At 62.6% G+C, this 20,221-nt stretch carries 21 protein-coding genes; 13 read left to right on the top strand and 8 right to left on the bottom strand.

From position 1 onward, the window contains the following. Positions 1-109: 109 nt before the first annotated feature. Together ABI_RS05770 and ABI_RS05765 are read right to left on the bottom strand one after the other, a co-directional pair. Positions 110-580 carry a group II truncated hemoglobin gene (locus ABI_RS05770; RefSeq protein ID WP_006271924.1) on the bottom strand — a complete coding sequence of 157 codons (471 nt, stop codon included), beginning with the start codon at positions 578-580 and terminating at the stop codon, positions 110-112. Between the two features lie 37 nt (positions 581-617). Continuing rightward, positions 618-1,403 carry a helix-turn-helix transcriptional regulator gene (locus ABI_RS05765; protein ID WP_006271923.1) on the bottom strand — a complete coding sequence of 262 codons (786 nt, stop codon included), beginning with the start codon at positions 1,401-1,403 and terminating at the stop codon, positions 618-620. Positions 1,404-1,532: 129 nt separating this feature from the next. Here ABI_RS05765 and ABI_RS05760 point away from each other — a divergent pair, with 129 nt between their 5' ends. Together ABI_RS05760 and ABI_RS23440 are read left to right on the top strand one after the other, a co-directional pair. Continuing rightward, a complete protein-coding gene (locus tag ABI_RS05760) occupies positions 1,533-1,928 on the top strand; it encodes a hypothetical protein (RefSeq protein WP_006271922.1) in 396 nt (131 codons plus the stop codon). Between the two features lie 102 nt (positions 1,929-2,030). After that, positions 2,031-3,068 carry a hypothetical protein gene (locus tag ABI_RS23440; protein WP_006271921.1) on the top strand — a complete coding sequence of 346 codons (1,038 nt, stop codon included), beginning with the start codon at positions 2,031-2,033 and terminating at the stop codon, positions 3,066-3,068. A gap of 34 nt (positions 3,069-3,102) precedes the next feature. On the opposite strand, the gene ABI_RS05750 is transcribed toward ABI_RS23440, so the two are convergent. Further along, positions 3,103-3,477 (bottom strand): response regulator, encoded by a 375-nt coding sequence (locus ABI_RS05750; protein ID WP_040308621.1) that lies wholly within the window; start codon positions 3,475-3,477, stop codon positions 3,103-3,105. 224 nt (positions 3,478-3,701) lie between these two features. Here ABI_RS05750 and ABI_RS24690 point away from each other — a divergent pair, with 224 nt between their 5' ends. The 7 genes from ABI_RS24690 to ABI_RS05715 all read left to right on the top strand — a co-directional run bounded on the left by ABI_RS24690 (position 3,702) and on the right by ABI_RS05715 (position 14,146). Beyond that, entirely contained in the window at positions 3,702-4,805 is a 1,104-nt protein-coding gene (locus ABI_RS24690; RefSeq protein WP_040308620.1) for a helix-turn-helix transcriptional regulator, read from the top strand. A 221-nt stretch (positions 4,806-5,026) separates the two neighbouring features. Beyond that, the gene (locus ABI_RS05740) at positions 5,027-8,383 is read left to right on the top strand and encodes a cadherin-like domain-containing protein (protein WP_006271917.1); all 3,357 of its coding nucleotides are present in this window, start codon (positions 5,027-5,029) and stop codon (positions 8,381-8,383) included. Further along, the gene (locus ABI_RS05735; RefSeq protein ID WP_374188341.1) at positions 8,272-9,450 is read left to right on the top strand and encodes an Ig-like domain-containing protein; all 1,179 of its coding nucleotides are present in this window, start codon (positions 8,272-8,274) and stop codon (positions 9,448-9,450) included. The genes ABI_RS05740 and ABI_RS05735 overlap by 112 nt, the downstream gene beginning before the upstream one ends. 111 nt (positions 9,451-9,561) lie before the next feature. Then, positions 9,562-11,067, top strand: a complete 1,506-nt coding sequence (locus ABI_RS05730) for a TolB family protein (protein WP_006271915.1) — start codon at positions 9,562-9,564, stop codon at positions 11,065-11,067. A gap of 58 nt (positions 11,068-11,125) precedes the next feature. Further along, positions 11,126-12,148 (top strand): hypothetical protein, encoded by a 1,023-nt coding sequence (locus ABI_RS05725; RefSeq protein ID WP_006271914.1) that lies wholly within the window; start codon positions 11,126-11,128, stop codon positions 12,146-12,148. A gap of 187 nt (positions 12,149-12,335) precedes the next feature. Beyond that, positions 12,336-13,571 carry an ROK family transcriptional regulator gene (locus tag ABI_RS05720; RefSeq protein ID WP_006271913.1) on the top strand — a complete coding sequence of 412 codons (1,236 nt, stop codon included), beginning with the start codon at positions 12,336-12,338 and terminating at the stop codon, positions 13,569-13,571. A 71-nt stretch (positions 13,572-13,642) separates the two neighbouring features. Further along, complete coding sequence (locus tag ABI_RS05715) at positions 13,643-14,146, top strand: hypothetical protein (RefSeq protein WP_006271912.1); 504 nt, start codon at positions 13,643-13,645, stop codon at positions 14,144-14,146. Here ABI_RS05715 and ABI_RS05710 read toward each other — a convergent pair whose 3' ends face one another. Together ABI_RS05710 and ABI_RS05705 are read right to left on the bottom strand one after the other, a co-directional pair. Next, a complete protein-coding gene (locus ABI_RS05710; RefSeq protein WP_006271911.1) occupies positions 14,147-14,785 on the bottom strand; it encodes an NrsF family protein in 639 nt (212 codons plus the stop codon). Continuing rightward, complete coding sequence (locus tag ABI_RS05705) at positions 14,778-15,320, bottom strand: sigma-70 family RNA polymerase sigma factor (protein ID WP_040308619.1); 543 nt, start codon at positions 15,318-15,320, stop codon at positions 14,778-14,780. Before ABI_RS05705 ends, ABI_RS05710 begins: the two co-directional genes overlap by 8 nt. A gap of 190 nt (positions 15,321-15,510) precedes the next feature. On the opposite strand from ABI_RS05705, the gene ABI_RS05700 reads away from it, so the two are divergent. The 4 genes from ABI_RS05700 (at position 15,511) to ABI_RS05685 (ending at position 17,840) form a co-directional block, all read left to right on the top strand. Then, positions 15,511-15,774: a BufA1 family periplasmic bufferin-type metallophore gene (locus ABI_RS05700; protein WP_006271909.1), complete on the top strand. Its 264-nt coding sequence runs from the start codon at positions 15,511-15,513 to the stop codon at positions 15,772-15,774. Between the two features lie 92 nt (positions 15,775-15,866). Continuing rightward, positions 15,867-16,691, top strand: coding sequence for an MNIO family bufferin maturase (gene bufB, locus ABI_RS05695; RefSeq protein ID WP_006271908.1), 825 nt, complete (start codon positions 15,867-15,869; stop codon positions 16,689-16,691). Next, positions 16,684-17,412 (top strand): HvfC/BufC N-terminal domain-containing protein, encoded by a 729-nt coding sequence (locus ABI_RS23435; RefSeq protein ID WP_006271907.1) that lies wholly within the window; start codon positions 16,684-16,686, stop codon positions 17,410-17,412. Before bufB ends, ABI_RS23435 begins: the two co-directional genes overlap by 8 nt. Further along, on the top strand, positions 17,409-17,840 hold the full coding sequence (locus ABI_RS05685) for a DoxX family protein (protein WP_006271906.1): 432 nt from the start codon (positions 17,409-17,411) through the stop codon (positions 17,838-17,840). The genes ABI_RS23435 and ABI_RS05685 overlap by 4 nt, the downstream gene beginning before the upstream one ends. Position 17,841: 1 nt before the next feature. Here ABI_RS05685 and ruvB read toward each other — a convergent pair whose 3' ends face one another. The 3 genes from ruvB to ruvC all read right to left on the bottom strand — a co-directional run bounded on the left by ruvB (position 17,842) and on the right by ruvC (position 20,123). Then, entirely contained in the window at positions 17,842-18,876 is a 1,035-nt protein-coding gene (gene ruvB / locus ABI_RS05680; RefSeq protein ID WP_006271905.1) for a Holliday junction branch migration DNA helicase RuvB, read from the bottom strand. A 111-nt stretch (positions 18,877-18,987) separates the two neighbouring features. After that, complete coding sequence (gene ruvA, locus ABI_RS05675) at positions 18,988-19,593, bottom strand: Holliday junction branch migration protein RuvA (RefSeq protein WP_006271904.1); 606 nt, start codon at positions 19,591-19,593, stop codon at positions 18,988-18,990. Beyond that, positions 19,593-20,123, bottom strand: a complete 531-nt coding sequence (ruvC, locus tag ABI_RS05670) for a crossover junction endodeoxyribonuclease RuvC (RefSeq protein ID WP_006271903.1) — start codon at positions 20,121-20,123, stop codon at positions 19,593-19,595. Before ruvC ends, ruvA begins: the two co-directional genes overlap by 1 nt. Positions 20,124-20,221 lie beyond the last annotated feature (98 nt).

The following is a 20,221-nucleotide window of genomic DNA, read 5'->3' as shown; positions in this document are numbered from 1 at the left end:
TTGGCACGGACCGCCCCGGCACCCGTAAAACGGGGAGGTACAATGTTAGTATGTTCAGCGCGACACGACGATCTATCGCTCAAAGAGTCATAATCTCTGCGACGGGACACTAACCCTGCCACGGACCTCCCGGAGGTCCCCAGTTCCAGGCCGGCATCGGCGCCGACGGGTCGGCCGGAGCCGCGCCGTCCTGGGAATTGATCTTCGCCAGCCGTGTCCCCCATTCGAGGTAGCCGACAAAGGCCGCACGAAACTCCGGGTCGTCCGGCAGGCCGACCTCATCGGCCGTATCCAGCATCAGCGCCACCCAGGCGCGACGCTGCGTCTCGGTCAGGTGACGATTGAAATGGTGCGCCACCATATGGGCGTGGGATCCGCCGCTTTCCGTATAGGCCTTTGGCCCGCCGAAGACCTCGGTCAGAAAGGCAGCGACATGACGGGCGTGGTTCGGGTTCATGCCGGCGAAGACCGGCGCCAGAACCGGGTGTTCCGGCACCTTGGCATAGAAGGCAGCGGTGAGTCTTTCGAAGGCTTCGGGCCCGCCTGCCCATTGCGCCAAAGTTGGAATGTCGTTGCTCATGGTGTCCGCCTGCTGTGCTTCATCCAACGTAGGGAGGTCATGGCGCAATTGCCAGCCCCTGCAAAAGCGTTTGGGTGGCGGTGTCGGCCGGGAAGAAGGCCTCAATGGCCAGTTCCGACAGGGTAACGTCGAAGGGCGCACCGAACACGGTCGTGGTAGAAAACAGCGAAAGCCGGCCGACCGGCAGGGTGAGGATCAGCGGCACGAAAACATCCCCGAAATCGCCATGCGCCCCGATGTTCTCCGGCACCGGAAGGGCTTCGAGTTCGGTCAGTAGGCAGGCCATAGCCGGATCGGCAGTTGTGTGGATTTGCTGGCGCAGGCGAATGAGCAGGTGTGCCCGCCACTGGCTCAGGTTCTCGATAAACGGCGCCAGGCCCTGCGGGTGCAGGGACAGTTTCAGCACATTGATCGGCGGCGCCAGCAGAGCCGGATCGGCCACAACAGCCAGCAGCGGAGCGACGCTGCGGTTGCCGGCGACCAGGTTCCAATGCCAGTCGATGGCGATCGCCGGATAGGGCTCGTGGGCGGTCAGCAATTGGTCGATGGCGGCTCGCGCAGACTTCAGCGATGGATCGTCCAGCGGCCGCGCCAGGTACATCGGCGCATAGCCGGCATTATGCAGCAGACGGTTGCGTTCGCGCAGCGGCATGTCCAGAACCTCAGCCAGGCGGATAACCATGTCGCGGCTGGGGACCGAGCGGCCGGTTTCGACAAAGCTCAAGTGCTTCTGCGAAATGCCGGCGTCGAGCGCCAGGTCAAGCTGACTTATGCGGCGGCGCGCGCGCCAGTGTTTCAGGTGTTCACCAAAGGCCGGGGTCATGGGTTCACCTCCTGACGGCCTGGGTAAAGCGAAAGGCGCCGTGTTTCAATTACCTCCGGCTTAATCGACACGCCGCGGCGATGGGCGGATGCTTGGCGGTATCAACCCCGAGCCTATGGAGATTTGCTCATGACCACCCGTCTGTTGAAATTTGCCCTGATCGCCGATGCCGTCGCCAGTTGCGTCATGGGCGGGCTGCTTGTCGCCTGCGCCGGCATTTTGTCCGGGTTTCTGGCGCTGCCGCAGCCCTTGTTGCTGTATGCCGGCCTCTTCCTGTTGCCCTATGCCGGATGTGTACTGTGGACGGGCACGCGACAGGTTGTGCCAAGCCCCCTGGCCTGGCTGATCGTGGCTTTAAACGCGGTCTGGGTGGTCGATAGCTTCGCCATCCTGATCACTGGCTTCGTCAGCCCCAATGTCTGGGGTATCGCCTTTGTCGTCGCCCAGGCCATGGCGGTTGCCGCGCTGGCCGCCGCGCAGGTGTTGGGCCTGGTCCAGGCCAGGAGCCTGCTCAAGACAATGTGACCACGGAGGCCGCAACCGTGACGTCCCTGCCCCGCCATCCTGTCATATGCACGCAGGGAGGATGGGGCAGACTATCGCTCAGTTGAACCCGGAGGCCTGGCCATGCTGTTGTCGCGTTTAATACTGATCGTGGTCCTGACGAGTGTGGCTTTGCCCGTTCAGGCGCAGTCATTTCGCGACGAAAAATTCGCCACGGCCGTAGGGTTGGTGGTCGCCACCGATGCCCTGGCCGCCCATTGCCCCGAAGCATCGCAGCCGGGCACCGCCAGTTTTCAGGCTCTGAAAGCCTGGGAAGCGCGCAACCAGGCCGAGGCGATCCGCCGGGCGGCCACGGCGGCACAGGCCCGCGATGGCAACCGGGCCTACCAACAGCTTCAGACGGCGGTCGATGGCAAGCTGTCGCCGCTTTATGCCCAGGGCTGCACGGCCTTGGCCACTTGGGTCGGGTCGGAGCCGTCCCACGCCGCAGCGCATTGGCAAGCTCCGGCGGCGGTGGCAAAGCCGGTTGCAGCACCCGTGGCGAAGGCGTCGGCCGCGCCGGTCAAGGGCATATTGGGCTACGGGCTGATCCAGACCACAGGCATGGGGTATGGCGGCATGGTGACGATCAAGTTCGTTCCCGTGGTGCTGTTCAGTTCTGGCGACATCCTGCTGGATGTAAAGGGGCTGAGCGATCCGGCCGGGCACCGGGCCGCCAACCCGGAGGACTGGTCGAGCTGGCGCAAGACGACCGGCGCCTATGAATATCGCGGCGCTTCGGGCCAGTGGCGGCCGATCCTGGGCAACAAGGTGTGGACGACCCTGGCGGACACGTCGGGATTGCACGGGCGATTTAAAGCGACCGGCGGCGGCGGTAATCTGGCCGTGGGCGGTACGGATGCCGTGTTCGTTGAGACCAGCTATACCTTCCTGCCGGGCGGGCGGATCGTGCGCGACGGGGTGGCCGGCGCGTCGTCTTCGTTCGGCAGCGCCAGCACGGTGACCGGCGCCAACAGCGGGCGCACGGGACGCTATCTCATCGATGGACTGACCCTGAAGATAACCTATGATAACGGCGCGCAGGAAAGCCTCATCCTGATGACGCACCCGGACGACGGAGGCATCATCTGGCTGGATGGAACGGCCTATACCCGTGACTAGCCAGCCACATCGTGTGCGACAGCACGTACCGCCTTCAGTTCAAAAGGGCGCGGATCTTGCGGATGACGGCCAGGAAGTCATAGGGCTTGGCCATGAAGGCGACGTCCGGCAGGCGATCATTCGGGTCGAGATTGGCTGAGGTCATCAAGACGCGGGTTTTGGGCAGGTGGCCATGGATCCAGGCCGTCAGTTCCAGACCGTTGTAATGGCCGGGCATGCGGACATCGGTAAAGACGCAGTCGATATTGTCCCAGGCTTCGAGGTAGGCGACGGCTTCGTCGCCGGAACCGGCCTCGACCACATCGAATCCGCCTTCGCTGGTGAGGACCTCGGTAATCAGGCCGCGCAAGCCGGGTTCGTCTTCTACGACCATGACCCGGGGTGTGCGGGCGGGCTCAACATGTATCATTACAAACTCTTTTCTTTTCAGTCTGTAACGATAGCGGTGCCGTCATAAGCAAACAATTCGGTTACCCTGCAGCCAGACGGTCAGCCGGATGATGATTGAGATTACAACGGCGTGGCTGGATGACGTCACGGTCGTCAACAGAGCCCGAAATTTCAAACACATTGACATAACATCGTTCACATGGGAGCGTCGCAAAACGGATATTTCGAGCGGGATCTGTCGCATTGGCCAATCTGGATAGGGTAACATCGCTGCTGCGCGGCGCCCCTTTTGATCCGTCGCTCTGGCGTGACGCCATGCGCTGCGTGGCGGAAGAAACGCACCATACGTCCACCCAGATTGTCGGCTTCCGAGGGCCGCAATTGGTGTTTCATCTGAGCCATGGAATTGACGAAGACTCGGCAAAGGACTTCGAATCCTACGGCGGCGCCGATCCTCGCATCAATCCGCGCGTTGCCGCCCTGTTTCGGCCCGACTTCCTGGGACGGGCCTATACCGACCGCGACATTCTTCCGGAAACCGAGCGCAGCCGTCATCCCTTTTACCAGGACATCCTCAGGACCTATGGCGTCTCCCACGCGACCATGGGCCACCTGATGCATGAAGACGGCATGTCCATGGCCGTCGCCGCCATGCGTCCGGAATCCGATGGTCGGACGGGCGCGAAAGAAGTCGGCCATCTGGGGCGGTTGATGCCGGAACTGGCCCAAGCCGTCAGGTTGTCCGCGATGGTCGAACGACGCGAAGGCAGCGCGGCGGTCCAGGGCCTTGAAAGCGTGGGCGCACCGGCCTTCTTTCTGGATCACGCCGGCCGGATCGTCGCCATGACGGCCGCGGGCGAGGCACAGTTGCGGCAGGCTGCGTTGTTGAAAAGCGAGAGGGGCGTCCTGCGCGCGACGGACCCGGCCATGGACCTGCGGCTGAGTGCCGGCCTGTGGCGGTGCCGGCAATCGGCGCAGGGCACGCCCGCGACCGTGTCTCTGCACCCCCGGGGGGCGGCCCCCGTATCGGTCGAAATCCGGCGCCTGGGCGCGTCCGAGGAGATGCTCGGCTTCGGAGGACACCTTCTGGTCGTGCTGAACCGTTCCGCCGCGAAGCCGGAGGACAGCCTTTCCCAGCTTTGCGCCACCTATGGCCTGACGCCGGCAGAAGCCCAGGTCGCCCTGGCCCTGGGACAGGGCCTGCGGCCAGCCAGGATTGCCGACATGCGCGGCGTCTCCATCCACACAATCCGGCACCAGATCCGGGTCCTTCTGCAAAAGACCCAGAGCGACTCCCTGTCCGGTCTGGTTGGATGTGTCGTGAGGCTGTCGCAGCAGCAGCAGTAAGATACCCCTCCACCCCTTCGGGGTCCCCCTCCCCACTTCGTAGGGAGGAGAAGTTTGTTCACCTCAGTTCCATGCATGTGCGATTGCCCTGCCCCAGGCCAGGAGAAGGCTCTAAACAAGTCCCAATATTCCCACCCGCATCCCCAAAAGTGGCGATGACCCGAGTTTGCACGCGGCTTTAGACTGACCGATCGTCAGGCTTCAAACGTGAGGGCATCCCCGTGGCACTGTTGGAATTTAGCGGCGTTCAGACGTCCCACGAAGTCATCGAACTCGTCCCGGGCGAAGAAATCCGGATCACCATCAAGCTCTATCCGGAAGATCCGGAAAACGTTGCCGACGGTCTCGACATCTACCTGCTGACGGCGGGCGAAAGTGACGGGACCGGCTTTGACGGCTATTCCGTCCTGTATCAGTTCCCCGGTATCCTGACGACCGAGAGCTATACCCGCATCACTTTGGTATTTACGCCCCAGGAAGGCCAGGTGCTGGGAATCCGGCTGAACAGCGGCTACACCGACGAAACCTCGTTCTGGCGTTACACGGTGCAACTGGGCGGGCTTGATTCCGCGCCCCTGATCTTTACGCCGACGACAGCAGACGCCTTACGGTTCGAAGATCCCGAGGATCCCGATTTCGGCTTGAGCTATGAGCGCGTGCACATTCTGCATGAAGACTCGCCGTACGGTATTTCGGTGGCATCCACGTTGCTGATCCATGAGGGACTACGCACCCTGTCTCTGCCGACGGGTACCATCGAATATTACGACAGCATCACCGATACGTTGAAGCCGCTTATGACCGTTTACAGTTCGGACGGTAGTGGCTGGGCACCAGAGGTGTCGTATGACAATGTCTATCTGGCCGGCGATTTTACGACGCACCAAGCCCTGCATCTCCTTGGCCAGGAAGTGTTTGAGACCGACTTCAAGCTGGACGCCCGCGGGCCGGTGTTCGGCTTCCTGGCCGAAGCCCCCGAGGAATTCGGCAGCTTCTTGTTCGGCAGCAGCGCCGCCAATCCCGATGATCCCGTATTGACCATCAATGACGAAGTCATCGGTGAGACGCGCTGGCAGGTCAATGCACAGGATGTATCGTTTTTCTACGACAGCATCATCGCCGATATCCTTGCAGGTGAACTGACCGCCGATGCCGACACCAGCCAATGGACTTTGACGGGAAGTTTCCGGATCAAGAGCCTGATCGACAATGCCGATCCCATCAAGGTGACAACAGCACCCGGAAGCCTCGGGTTTTTCAACAATCCGAACGAGGGCGGAATCGTCGGAGAGTTGTTCTCTCACGACGGCACCACAATCCACATTCGCCCTCATCTGGGCGGGGCCGAATTCAACCTCGGCATAGCGGATGTCAGCTTTACGCTGGAGAACCATCAGGATTTCGCCGCGCGGGTCGGAAACGTCAAAATTCCGCTGGATCTGTCGGGCCGGTATTTCGTCAACCCCAACTTCCTGCAGACCACGTCGTCGACATATAGCGGCGCGGGAACGCATAAGCTGGACGGTTTCAGCGTCATGGCGGACAATCTGGAGGACCCCGATCCCGTCGAATACACCACGCCCCTGGCCGGCGCCATTCTCGATGATTTTTCGTTAGGTGTGGCCGGACTTTGGGCGGACGACGACAATCCAACGACGGTCGCGGCCTATTTCAAGTTCGACTGGCGCGGTGGCCTGGCCGGACAGCCCCTGGCCGAAGCGCGGCTGACGACGCAACTGACCAGCGCCGGATTGGAAGGCGCGGTCCTGATCGGCATGGGCGAAGCCAATTCCCTGTTCCAGGGCGCCGGCCACGGCATCCTCAGCCCCTATACGTCAGGCTTTTATGCCCAGGTCGGCGGGACATTCCACCTGCCCTATGTCGGCGATGTTGTGGTGGCACAACTGGACCTGACCCAGCGCTTCGGCATGTTCGGCAAACTGACCGGCAAGGCCGATGCCAATGTGATCCTGCCGGCCGAACTGATGAGCCTGTTCGCCCTGACCGGGCCGCTGGATACCGATCTCGAAGTTTCGATCGGCAATACCGAACATCGCAGCGGCGTCGAATTGTCGGCGCACATCCACTCGGGCGGTTACGACGGCGAATTCGGCATCCGTGTGCGCTTCAACGGGACGTATGAGTTTCTGGGTGGAATCGTCCTGGAGGCCGACGCGCCTGCGGACGCCCTGGGCGGCGCCCCCGGTACAAGCGACGAAGCTCATGCTTTCGAACTCGCGGACGCAACCGCGCTGCTGCTGATGCGGGCGCTTGGCGACCTCGATGCTGCATCGGTCGTTGTGATCGCGCCGGACGGAACGGAATACTCGGGCGCAGATCTGGCTGCCCGCGAAATCACCCTGATCCAGGATTCCGGCGGGATCACCGCGCGGGTCACCAACGCCGAAGCCGGTTCGTGGCAGATGGTCGCGCCGGGCGCCACGGATTGGATCGGCTTTGCCGACACTCCCGACGTCGCCCTTACTGTTGAGCGGGTGGTAACGGCCCAGGGCGAGACCTTGCGGGTCACCGTCACCGGCCCGGATCAGGATTACGACCTCAGCATCCTGGCGGCCGGTGACGGCGGCGATGCCCTGACGCAGCTCGAATTGATCGGCATCCGGCCGGGGGTTCATGATTTCGCTGTTGCGCGGTTGGGACTGGGGCCCGGTGACTGGACCCTGGGCGGCAGCGTATCGGGCGAAGGCCAGGTGACTGCCGAAGCCATGCTGGGCACGCCGGTTGCGATCGCGGGCGCTGCCGATATCGCCGTCACGGTCGACATCGCGCCGGTTGCGGCAGGCGAAGAAGGCCTCGACCTCTTGCTGATCCGTATCGAGAACCAGGGCGATGCACCTGCCTACGATATCGAGATTACCGGTGCCGACGGGGCGGTTTCGGCCAGCCTGGCGGCCCTGCTGCCGGGCCACAGCGTGGTCATAACCGCCGACATGGCGTCGCTGGGCTTCGATCCGGACGCGCCGTTCTCGGTGACGGTCGCGGCGACACACAGTAGTTATGAAGCTGCCGCGGCCGATGACTCCGCGACCGCGACCTACGAACCGGGCGAAGCGGCTGCGGCCATCCTGTGGACCGTCGACGAGGATTCGTCTTTCTTCTCCAGTCTCGCCAACACGGTCGCGGTGGTGACGGCGCCGTTGCATGGTACGTTGATCCAGGACAATTCCGTTTGGGTCTACACGCCGTCACCCGACTATAGCGGCGCGGATATCGCCGTCGTGACCCTCAACGGTGTCGCAACCCGGCTGTGGTTCGATGTCCGGGCGATCAATGATGCGCCGACGGCGACGGACAAGACCTTGTCGACCGGCCGCGACCACACCGCTTCGCTCAGCGAGGTCCAGCTTCTGGCCGGCGCCATCGACCTCGACCAGGACAGCCTGTCCGTCACAGCTCTCGGCGCGGCCTCCCACGGCACGGTCACCACCGGCCCGACGGCGCGGCCATCTACACCCCCTATTACGGCTACACCGGCGCCGACAGCTTCAGTTACACCGTGTCCGACGGCCAGGGCGGCGAGGTTACGGCCACCGTCGACGTCACGGTCACGGGCGTAACCCCCAGGACCATCTTTGCTGCGCGGCTGGATTCGGCGCAGATTTTTGACGTTTCCGGCGACGGCGCACTCCACAGCATCACCGGAACAGCCTTCAATGACACCTTGATTGGCGGGGCGGGCAACGAAACCCTGAACGGCGGCGGGGGCGGCGATCTGATGACGGGCGCCCTTGGCGATGACAGCTATTACATCGATGATGTTGCCGACCAGGTCATCGAACAGGCGGGCCAGGGGAGCGACTCGGTGAGATCCACCCTGAACAGTTACGCTCTGGGCGACCATGTCGAGAAGCTGCTGTTTGCTGGGACGGGCGATTTTGAAGGCACCGGTAACGGCCTCGACAACCACCTGACGGGTGGCGCCGGAAATGACTCCCTGACCGGTCTGGGCGGCAATGACACGCTGAACGGCGGGGCTGGTGACGACCTGATGGCGGGCGGCGAAGGCAGTGACAGCTACTATGTCGGGGCGTCAAGCGATCAGATCGTCGAGCACATCGGTCAGGGTATAGACACTGTGCGGGCGACTGCGGCCAGCTACGGCCTGGGCGACCACCTCGAGAAGCTTGTGTTTGCCGGGACGGGTGATTTTGCCGGTAGCGGCAATGGTCTCAACAATACCCTCACCGGCGGGGCGGGAGAAGACACCCTCACCGGCCTTGGCGGCAATGACCGGCTATTCGGCGGTAACGGCAATGATGTGCTGATCGGTGGCGCCGGCAGCGACCACCTCACCGGCGAGGCTGGCCGCGATACCTTCCGTTTCGACCATCTGGGTGTTTCCAGCGAACGCGACAGCGTGCGCGATTTCGCGGCGGGTGAGGATCGGATTGAAATTGACCGTTCCGCCTTCACCGCTTTTGCGGCGGATGCGGCCGGCATGCTGGCGGTAGATGCCTTCCTTCTCGGCACAAAAGCGCAGACTGCGAACCAGCACATCATCTACAACGCCACCAATGGGGTCCTGTACTACGATGCCGATGGGGCCGGCGGTCTGGCGCAGATCCAGATCGCAGCGTATGCGAACCATGCGAACCTGACGGCCGGGGATATCTTCCTCATCTAGATCAGCGCCCAAACCCCCCTTCCCTCCCTTCTCCACATCTGTTAACCTTCGTAATCGATTACAATAGCCGCGGCACAGCAAGATCGCGGCATCGTGTGGGAGAAGATGTCTATGAAACTGCCTGCCCTGGCGGCTGCGGCTGCCCTTGCCTTGTGTTCGGCCTCAAGCCTGGCCGGAACCGTTGGTGTATTCGATCGCCATCAGGATGTCGGCGATACCGCCATCGCCGGAAAGGCCGATTTCCACGAAGGCGTCTACACACTCAGCGCCAGCGGAACCAATATATGGGGCACCACAGATGCCTTCCACTATGCCTATGACGAGGTCATGGGCGATGTTGCACTGTCGGCGGATATTGCCTTCGAAGGCCAGGGCGTCGATCCGCATCGCAAGGCCGGCGTCATGTTGCGCCAGAGCCTGGATGCCGGCAGCCCCTATCTCGATATCATGCTGCATGGCGACGGCCTGGTGTCCCTTCAGTTTCGCGAGACCCAGGGCGGCGAAACCCACCAGGTCGTGGCCAACCAGACCGGCGCCAGAAGCGTCAAACTGGAATATCGCAACGGCTACGCCTGGATGTCGCTGGCCGGACAGGATGGCGCCGTGCGCTATGTCGGCGGGGGCGTGCGGCTGCCGCTGAGCGGGACCTATCTGGCCGGTCTGGCGCTGAGTTCACACAACAATACCGTCAGCGAGACCGCCGTGTTTTCGCGCGTCGAATTGAGCCGACCAGTGGCCATGTCGGCGCCGACACTTCTGACCCCGGTCGAGAGCACGCTGGAGACGCTGGAGATCAGCAACAAGAACCGCACCATCGTCTGGCACACCACCGGCCATATCGAAGCGCCCAACTGGTCGCCGGACGGCAGTTATCTGCTGTACAATTCCGCAGGTCATCTCTTCACGATTCCTGTTTCTGGACCGGTGAACGGTGGAACGCCGGTGAAGCTGGAAACCGGTGCCCTCAACAAGATGAACAACGACCACGGCTTCTCGCCGGACGGCAAGGAGATCGTGGTCAGCGACCAGACCGAGCCCGACAACCAGTCGCGCATCCATATCCTGCCGGCGGCGGGTGGTACGCCGCGCCTGGTCACGCCCAACGGTCCGTCCTACTGGCACGGCTGGTCCCCTGACGGAAAGACCCTGGCCTATATCGCCCAACGCGGCGGCGACTATGATGTGTACAGCATTCCGGTCGGGGGCGGACCTGAGACGCGGTTGACGACGACGCCGGGGCTGGATGACGGGGCGGAATATTCTGCGGACGGACAATGGATCTATTTCAACTCGGTGCGCAGCGGCAATATGAAGCTGTGGCGGATGAAGTCCGACGGCAGCGGGGCGGAGCAACTGACCTTCGGCGACGACAGCCGCGACTGGTTCCCGCACCCGTCGCCGGATGGCAAGTGGATCGCCTTTATTGCCTTCGGCACAGACGTCGCGGTCGGCGATCACCCGGCCAACAAGGATGTCGAGCTGAGGCTGATGCCGGCGGCGGGCGGAGAGGCGGTCGTGCTGGCGTGGCTGTTCGGCGGCCAGGGAACGATCAATGTGCCGTCCTGGTCACCCGACAGCAAGAAAATAGCCTTCGTCAGCTACCGTCCGAAGGAATAATTGACTTGGGCGGGCGCGCGGGGTTTAGCTGAGCCTACACTGCTCGGGGGGATCACCTATGCGCCGTTTTCTGACCGTTTTCACCTGTGCCGCCGCTCTCTTGGCCGGCCCCGCTCTCGCCCAGGACGAGGCCGAGATCGCGCGCATGGTGGCACATCCGGATTTCCATGTCCTTCCGCTGGACATCGGCGAGGACGGCAAGATTCGTCAAACCGCCAAGGTCACCAAAAGCCAGACCCGAGCGGGCAAAAGCCAGACGGTCGTCCTGACCTCACAGGCCACCCTGGATTACCGGATGGAAGGCGAAGAATTCTACGTGACGCGAACGCTCGATACGTTCGACGCGACCAGTCCGGACGCCAGCGCGTCCAACCTTGCGGAGAGCCGTGACGCCGTCACCAATGCGCTGGGCGGCATAAAATCTGTTCGCTACGTCACGGACGACAGCCTGCGACCGACCCGGATCGAGGACTGGCCGACCTTCAAGACCAATATCTATGCGTTGTTCGACCAGTTGATGGGCGCCAACCCGTCGCCGGAGATCAAGGCCAAGTCGCATCAGATCGCCGACTCGCTTTTCGGCCAACTGACAGCCGAATCCGCCGCCGGTCTCTTCCTCAGCAACGAGACCATGTTGTCTATTCCGCGCAATATCGGTCTGGTGCTAAATGAGCCGCTGTCCGCCGACGGCCAGATCGCCGTACCAATCGGCAATACCGTTCTGGATGCCCGCGAGACCCTGACGCTCTCGCAATGGAACGAAGCGGCCGGCACGGCGCATGTCACCTATGACTACGCCCCGACACCGGAGTCGCTGAAAGCCTTCGTCTCCGACTTCCTGCCGCGATTCCTCAAAAGTCTCGACATGCCGGCGACGGCCCGGGCCGAGATGGACAAGCAACTGGCGGCGGGCCTTTCAACCAGCGTCATGGACATGACGACGCATTGCGACTTCGACGTGGCGATCGCAACCGGTCTGGTAAGTGCCGGCACCTGCGTCAAGACGGTGGCCTTCCAGTTCGGCGGAGAGAGCCAGAAGAAGGTCGAGACCTTTGTCTTTACCGAGACCCTGGCGGAATAAGATTTTCAACCGGTCGAGAATTTATCTTACCTTTTCATGCGATAGGTCCTATATCTGAACGCGGCTATGTGACATCGGGACAGGAATGGCCCGGTGAAACCGCCAAAGAACCCAGCAAGCCCAAGACTTGCCAGACGATAATAAGCCCCGCATGGGGCCTGGAAGACTTCCCCAGGAGGGGGCGTACATGGCTGACGAACGAAACGGCTCGCCCCGCGCGGAGCCGCGCGTCCATGCCCTTGGCGATTCTCTGTCCGGCACCAATCTCGAACGGGCCGGGGACCATAACCAGCGCGTCACCCTGCAGGCCGTTCGGGCTGCCGGGGCGCCGATTACCCGCGCCGAGATCGCCGACCTGACCGGCCTGACCGCCCCGGCCATCGCCAATATCACCAAGCGACTGCTCAATGACGGCATGATCCTGAAGGCCGGCCGGCAACTGGGCGGCCGCGGCCAGCCGGCGACCAAGCTGGTGGTCAATCCCGACGGGGCCTTCTCGATCGGGCTGAATATCGACCGCGACCACATTGCCATCGTGGCGCTCGACTTCGTCGGTCAGGTGCGCGCCCGGGCGTGCCGTGAAGTCCACTTCGCCATGCCGCAGGACGTCATTGCCTTCTTCAAGGCCGAGGTCGACAAGATCGTGGCCAGTCGGGCCATCGACATCGACCGGCTGATCGGCATCGGTATTGGCATTCCCGATGATCTGGGCCGTGTGCCGGTGTCCAACCGTCCGGATGCCTATGAAATCTGGTCAACCGTCGATGTCGCCTCGCTGGTCGCCGACGCCCTGGTCGTGCCCGTGCCGGTCTATGTCGAAAACGACGCCGCCGCCGCCTCGATCGGCGAAATGCAATTCGGCCACGGATTGCAGACACGCAGCTTTATCTACACCATGATTTCGGCCGGCCTGGGTGGCGGGCTGGTGATCGACGGGCATTATTATCGTGGTGCCGATGGCCGGTCGGGCGAGATCGGCTTTTTGCCGGTAAAGGACGAAAACGGCCAGATCCGCGCCTTGGAGGACATGGTCTCGCTGTATGCGCTGTACGAATATCTGCGCAAGGCCGGCTTCCAGATCGCGACGCCGGACGATCTCGACAACCTGCCTTCTCTGGGGCTGGCGCGGGTCGAGGCCTGGCTGGACCGGGCGGCGGATCTCTTGTTTGAGCCCCTGCTGGTGATGAACTGCGCCGTCAATCCGGAGGCGCACTTTATCGGCGGCCGCATGCCAGCGCGGTTTATCGAGCAGTTGTGCACGCGAATTAACGAACGGATGCAGGGCCAACGCGATCGCATCAAGAGCATCGCACCGGTCAAGCGCGCCGAGTTGGCCGAGGATGCTGCGGCGCGCGGCGCCGGAATCCTGCCGTTCAACGACCGCTTCCTGCCGATCCGCGAAGCGCTGATGAAGACGAATTAGAGCGCCGCGCCAAACCTTTCAGCATTTGTCATTCGTTCTGACACCGGAAGTTCGTTACCGGTACGGGCTGTATGCCCTTACTCTATCTCGCCGCCGCATTTTACCTTTTGACCGGGCTGTATGCCGCGCGGTTGCTGATGCGCTACGAGTCGCTGGATGTCGCTCTCGACCTGATTGAGGGCAAGCAGCGGCCGTTCTGGTCGCGGTATCAGACGGCCTATCTGACGGCCGGCTCTCTGGTCATCGCGCTGAGCGGATTGTTCAGCCTGTTCCGGCTGGACTTGGCGCTGTATGCCGCGCTCTTCGCGGTTGCCCAGCAGGCCGCGTATTTCTACTATCTGGCGCCGCGTCACATGGATCCCCATGACCCACCTGACCCGAAGGGGCGCCGTTCGTCGCAGAACGCCTACCTCGGCTTTTGCGTTTTTGCCCTTGCCCTGGCCTGGGCGTTTTGGGCCCATCACTTGCGGCCGGTCACGGCCCTGTCTCCCATCGAGATGATGCTGGCGGGCGGATGCGGCCTGGCCTGGATCGGCTACGTGGTGTGGTTGTTCCTGCCCAGACGGTGGGTTTGATTACCAGCGCAGCAGTTTACCGCCGATCAACGCGGCTGCGGCCGTCACCACCGCCACCGCCACACCGTAGACCGCCAGGATATAGACCGGCGCATCCATGTTGCAGTGAAGCGAATAGGCCGCTGCCATAAGGGAGCCGACCGCCAGGCCAGCCATGGCCCCCAGAGTCACCGGATGCGAGGTGGCTGCCCGCCGCAGCCACAGCCGCCAAAGCACCACAAGCCCGGCAATGCCACCGCAAACAATGGTCATGTAGCATAGCAGCACGCCGCCGTTCAGACCGTCGCTGACCCCGGCCATGCCAGACCGACCGAGATCCAGCATCAGGGCCCCCGTCACAAGGACGAACATGGCCGCGATTGGCAGGATATGACGCCATTTCAGCCAGCCTTCCGGCCGCACCAGGCCGGACACGGCCCACAGGGCGCTGACGCCGGTGAGCAGGAACAGCAGCGGTTTGCCGATGGCCATGAACGTGAACGTTCCGCCATCCAGCTCGGGACGCAGGCCGTAGAAACCAATGACATAGGCGGCGGCAAGGACCAGGCCGATGCCCGCGCCCAGCCACATCGGCCATGTCCGCATTGGCTTGACCGGCTTCAGGTCCTTGGCGAGATCGTCGATCAGGGCGTCACTCATTGGTGCCTCCCTTCAGGCCGACCAGGCCCTGCAGCTTTTTCAGCCCGCGATGCACGATGACCTTGACCGCCGACGCAGACTTGCCGGTCGCAGCCGCAGTCTCTTCGACGCTAAGTTCATTCAGCTTGTGCAGGCCGATGACGCGCGCCTGATCCTTGGGCAACTGCGACAGCAGCACCTGGACATCACGCGCGGCCAGTTCGGGTCGCAGGCCATCATCGACGCCCATGGCCTCGTCCAGCTCGACATGAACATGACGGCCGGCCTTGCGGACATAGTCGATCAGCTTGTTGCGCGCGATCGCCGCAATCCACGGCATGAAGGGCGCGGAAACGTCGTAGGTGTGACGCTTTTCATGTAAACTCAACAGGGTCATCTGTACCAGGTCTTCACATTCGCTGCCGTACAAACGGCGGCGGAAATAGGACAGGAGCCATGGCCGCACGGCGGCCAGCAGCTTGCGGTAAAGGCCTGCGTCGCCGTTCAGCGCCGCACGCATCCACCCCTGCCATTCGTCCGAATTATACGTGTTCATGACCAATAAGGTTACACTGCCGGACCGCCTTTTTAAACGATCGCCTTGTTTGCGGTTGTAAGCTGCACAGGTGGCATCAGGCCAGCGAAAATTTCCGCGATCGCGATGTAACCCGATGTATCCGCCCTGCGTAAACCTCAGCCAGGATGCGCTGCTGCATGCCTTTCAACATTGTCTGAGGAATACACCCATGTCCAATACCTCGATCCGCGTTCTGCAAGTCACTGCCGCCCTGGCTGCCCTGGTCGGCGGTGCCGCCCTGGTTGCCACTACGGCTTCGGCCAAGGAAGGCTTCGAAAAGTGCGCCGGCGTCGCCAAGGCGCGCATGAACGACTGCGCCACCAAGGCGCACTCCTGCGCCGGCCAGGCCAAGGCCGACCGCGATCCGGCCGAATGGGTCTATGTCCCGACCGGCACCTGCGCCAAGCTGGCCGGCGGCAAGGTCGTTTCGTAATACGCACCGGCCACCGTCTCCCCCTGGACGGTGGCCCATCGCGCCTTCCCGCTGCCCCGGCGGGAAGGCGCCTCCCTTGAGCGCAACTGACCATGCCCCCACTCCCCTTAGCCGCTGGTATCGGCCTGCGTGCGCCGCATGTGGCGCAGATCGCCGAACATCGTCCAGCCGTGGGCTTCCTGGAAGTCCATACAGAGAACTATTTCGGCGGCGGCGCCCGGCTGAAAACCCTGGAGCGGCTGCGCGAAACCTATCCTTTATCGTTTCATGGCGTCGGCCTGTCGCTGGGTCGGGCAGATGGTCTCGACAGGGAACATCTGCGGCAGGTCGCGGCGCTGGTGAAGCGGTTCGATCCCATCCTGGTGTCAGAGCATCTGAGCTGGTCCGCCTACAGCCATGTCTGCGTGCCGGATCTCTTGCCCGTCCCCCTCACCCATGAAGCGCTGGACATTTTTGCGGGCCATATCGATGAATTTCAACAGCTTGTCGGCCGCCAGGTGCTGATCGAAAATCCATCCAACTATGTCGCTTTCGACGGTCTGGATTACGACGAACCTGAATTTCTATCATTGCTGGCGCGGCGAACGGGCTGCGGACTGCTGCTGGATCTAAACAATATTTTCGTCAGTGCGCATAATCTAAAGCGCGATCCCCTCGCCTATCTTGATGGCATAGGCTACGCAAAATCGGTGCAGCAGTTTCACCTCGCCGGCCATATCCGGTCGGGCGAACTTCTGCTGGATACCCATGGCACCACTGTCGGCGCCGACGTCTGGTCTCTGTACAATCAGGCGCTGGAAAAGTTCGGACCCAAGCCCACCCTGATCGAGTGGGACAGCGATATCCCGCCTCTCGATATCCTGCTGGCCCAGGCCGCCGAGGCCGACCGCCATACGCGGATACCTGCCCATGTTTGACACCCGCTCCCTGGCTGGCTTCCAGGTCGAATTTTTGCAGGCGGTAACCGCATCACAGCCGCCAGAGCATCCCGGCCTGCGCGTCCATCACGATACCTGGTTCCTGGGGCTGATCGCCTGTCTGGAGGAGGTGTATGCCGCCACCCGGACGACACTGGGTGAGGAAGCCTTCAAGGCCTTCGCCCGCGATTACATCCATGCCCATCCGCAGGTGCATGGCGATCGCAACCTGTATGGTGATGAGTTTGCCGACTTATTGACTCGGCATCCGGAACTGACCATCGACTGGTTGCCGGCTCTGGCGCGGTACGAATGGGCGCTGCACCGCGCCGAATGCGCCGACGATACGCCGGCGTGTGACTTCGAGGCCCTGCTGGATCCGCATGGCCGCATTGGCCTGCATCCCGCCACGCAACGGATACATCTCGATCATGACATCAGGCCGGCCTACACCGCAGCTCTTGCCGGCGAGGCCCCATCGCCGGTGCACAGTCTGGTCTGCGACGCCTTGATCGGACGCGCCCGCGACGATGAGATTCTGCACCTGTGCCTGGCCCCTCTGGAGGCCGAATTCCTCACCCTGTTGACGCAGGAACGGTCGCTGATGACCGTGCTCGACCGCCTCAACCCCACTCCCGACGATATGTCCCTTCTGCAGACGTTGCTGGCCCGACTGGTTCAGAACGGCCTTCTTGTTTCCCTTTCGGAGAACCCTTCATGACCACCCTTCTGACCGCCTACAACCAGTTCGAAACCCGCCTGCTCGGCCTGGGCTGGCTGAAAGGCCTGTCGCTTCTGGCCATTCGTATTTACCTGGCCCAGTTTTTCTTTTTCGCCGGCCTGACCAAGATCCAGAGCTGGCCGGCGACGATCGCCCTGTTTACCGACGAGTACAAGGTGCCCTTGCTACCGCCCGACCTTGCGGCAGTGATGGCGGCGGCAGGTGAATTGACCCTGCCCGTGTTGCTGCTCGTCGGTCTGCTCAGCCGTATTGCGGCGGCGGGTCTGTTCGCCATGACGCTGGTTATTGCGGTGTTTGTCTATCCCGGCTATGCCGAGAACTATTTCCTGCTGCTGCTGAGCTTCGCCATTGTCGCCCATGGCGGCGGGCTATTCAGCATCGATCACTGGCTGGGGCGGAAGCGCTGAATCAGTTGTCGAACAGTTCACCTGTCCCCGTTGGCGCCGCCGGCGGGGTCAGGCCCAAGTGCAGGTAGGCCCTCGCGCATGCCATGCGACCGCGTTGGGTACGCTGGATAAAGCCCTGCTGCAGCAAATAGGGTTCGATCATGTCCTCGACCGCATCGCGGGCCTCGGCTATCGCCGCCGACAAGGTTTCCAGACCGACCGGACCACCACCGTAGTTTTCGATTAATGCCTTCAAATAGCGGCGGTCGGAGTGGTCCAGCCCAACCGGATCGACTTCCAGTCGCGCCAAAGCCTTGCTCGCCGCCTTTTTGTCGATCAGCGCCACGCCGTCGGACGTGGCGAAGTCGCGTACACGGCGTAGCAGCCGTCCGGCCACACGGGGCGTGCCGCGCGACCGCGAGGCGATCTCCAGTGCGCCATCTTCCGACAGAGGTGCACCCATCTTGCGGCCCGTGCCCATGACGACGCGGACAAGTTCCTCCGGCGTGTAGAATTCCAACCGCAGCGGAATCCCGAAACGGTCCCGAAGCGGCGTCGACAACAGGCCGGCCCGTGTCGTAGCACCGACAAGCGTGAACGGCGCCAGGTCGATGCGCACCGTACGCGCCGCCGGACCGTCGCCAATGATCAGGTCCAGCACATAGTCTTCCATGGCCGGGTAGAGGATTTCCTCGACCGCCGGACTAAGACGGTGGATCTCGTCGATGAAAAGGACATCATTGGGTTCCAGGTTCGACAAGATGGCCGCCAGGTCGCCCGCCTTGGCCAGGACCGGACCCGAGGTGGCGCGAAAGCCGACGCCCAGTTCGCGCGCGACGATCTGGGCCAGGGTCGTCTTGCCGAGACCCGGCGGGCCGTAGAACAGCACATGGTCCAGCGCTTCACGGCGTTGCGCGGCGGCATCGACAAAGACCTTCAGATTGGCCTTCAGCGGCGCCTGGCCGACAAAGTCGTCGAAGGTTTGCGGCCGCAGGGCCCGGTCCTGCGCCTTTTCCTCGTAGTCGTTGTCGGACTCTCCAGATACCAAACGCGCCATTTTTACATCTCACGCCATGCGCGCTGCGCGCGCAGCTCCGATGGGGCGCGCAAGTGTGCGCGGCGCCCAGTCGGGCGCTGTATCTGAGCCTGCTTGGACGTTTCGTACATGCTACTTACCCAAATTCTTGAGGGCTGTGCGGATCACTGCTGGCAGGGCCGCATCGGCGCCCAAGGTCTGGATCGCGGCCTCGACCGCCAGACGCGCCTGGGTTTCCGAAATGCCCAGGCCGATCAGGGCAGCGACACTTTCACCATTGACCGAAGCCTTTACCGGCTCCGCCGGTTTCAGCGCGATCGGCTCGAAGGTCGCCGATGTCAGGGCCTTGCCCTTCAGTTCGACCACGATGCGCAGGGCCAGTTTCGGACCGACGCCATTGGCGCGGCCGACCGAAGCCTTGTCATCCTGCGCAACCGCCTGGGCCAGTTGCCCCGGGCTCAGCACGTCCAGCACAGCCAGCGCCGCCTTGGGGCCGACGCCCTGGACGCCCAGAAGCGCCTGGAACGCCTGACGTTCGTCCTTGTTGAGGAAGCCATACAGCCGCGTGCCATCCTCACGTGTCTGGCTGTCGATGTGCAGGATGACTTCGGTGTCGGGCTTGGGCATGGCCGCCAGGGTACGGATACCACAGCGCACAATATAGCCGACCCCGCCCGCCTCGACGACGGCGTCTTCGTCACCCACTTCCAGCAACGGCCCGCGTAACCGTCCAATCATTAAGCCGCCCCCCGCTTCAAAGCTGCTTTCAGTCCGTTCATCTTGCGCTTATGGGCATGTGTCACGGCGCAGGCCAGGGCATCGGCGGCATCGGTCGGCAGTCCGGCCTCGGTCTTGCCGGCCATGGGCAGCAGGCGCTTGATCATGAACAAAACCTGGTCCTTTTCGGCGCGGCCAGCGCCAACTACCGATTTTTTGATATCCAGCGCGGCATATTCGGCGACCACCAGGCCGGCCCTGGCCGGGGCCAGCATGGCGGCGGCCCGGGCATGGCCCAGTTTCAGGGTCGAGGACGGGTTCATATTGACGAAGGTTTCTTCGATGGCGGCCTCATCGGGTTGCCATTGTGCGATCACCGCATTCACACCCTCGAACAGATTGAGCAGCCTAACCGCCAGGTCGTCGCCCTGGGGCGGTTCAATAACGCCATGCGCCACCCACGACAGGCGCGCGCCTTCGACATCGATCACGCCCCAGCCCAGCCGGCGAAGGCCTGGGTCGAGGCCGAGAATCCTAACTCTGTTCATCATATGTTCGATTTAGCCACATTTGGCGAAAGTGTCAGCAAGATTTACAAAAAACTCGTCGTCAGGCGCGAAAACCCGTTTGGCCGGAAAGTTGCACAACA

It is taken from the genome of Asticcacaulis biprosthecium C19, assembly GCF_000204015.1.
Lineage (GTDB): Bacteria > Pseudomonadota > Alphaproteobacteria > Caulobacterales > Caulobacteraceae > Asticcacaulis > Asticcacaulis biprosthecius.
This window is presented reverse-complemented; position numbering and strand designations above follow the sequence as displayed.